This window comes from Moorena producens 3L, from assembly GCF_000211815.1.
GTDB classification, from domain to species: domain Bacteria; phylum Cyanobacteriota; class Cyanobacteriia; order Cyanobacteriales; family Coleofasciculaceae; genus Moorena; species Moorena producens.
The window spans coordinates 16,587-17,531 of the sequence record NZ_GL890840.1; the positions used below are offsets into that span (position 1 = coordinate 16,587).

The 945-nt window shown below is 41.2% G+C and carries 1 protein-coding gene; it reads left to right on the forward strand.

Going from position 1 to position 945, the window contains the following annotated elements; translation table 11 throughout:
* Positions 1–323 precede the first annotated feature (323 nt).
* Positions 324–945 (forward strand): hypothetical protein (locus LYNGBM3L_RS44920; protein ID WP_044492394.1); only part of this gene is annotated, 622 nt, incomplete at its 3' end.

Genomic DNA, 945 nt, shown 5'->3' on the forward strand with positions numbered 1-945 from the left:
GAGTTTGAAGACACGCCCTAGCCATTTAGCAATAAGCTTACCATAAATGTCATTATACTAGTTATAGTGTTTATTGCATTTATGAGGTACGCTTATCAAGCTCAAAGTCCCCCTTTTTAAGGGGGATTTAGGGGGATCACTTTGTACCTCATGGGATATAGAATTGCTATATAGTGTTTATTGCATTTATGAGGTACGCTTATCAAGCTCAAAGTCCCCCTTTTTAAGGGGGATTTAGGGGGACCACTTTGTCCCTCATGGTAAAGACAATTGCTATAACAATTAAAACAGATAAATCCTCGTATATAAAAAGGTTGATAGTAATGGGTTTACGGGAAAGACTACTTCGGCGATTTCAAAAACAGGAAAAACCAGAGGAAAAACCAGAGGATATCCAATCCCTCGACTCCCTCGACCAGACTTTAGAACAACTCGACCAGACCTTAGAACAAAAACCCCCTGGGCGAATTCAGTCACTACTGAGCAAATTACCCAAACCAGGCACTCCTAAGGACACCCCAGTAACGGTAAGCAATCCAGAACCAAGCAACCCTGGCAAAATTAGAGGTAGCATTAGAGGGATACTCAGCAAATTTCAAAAATCTACCACTGAACCAGACATCCCCCAACTGTCTCAAAACTCAGCACCAACCAACCCTGGCAAAATTAGAGGCAAGATTACAGGGATACTCAGCAAATTTCAAAAATCTAGCACTGAACAAGAAATCTCCCAACTGTCGGAAAACTCACCAGCAAGCAACCCTGGCAAGATTAGAACACTACTGGAAAAATTACAAAAAAATATCTCCCCCAATGACATCCAGAAAATTGACCAGAGCTTGGATCAGATGAACCGGGGGAGGATAAAAGAAATATTTCACAAATTGCTCCAAAATACCAAGCCAGAAGACATCCAAAAAATTGACCAGAACTTAGAACGGATGA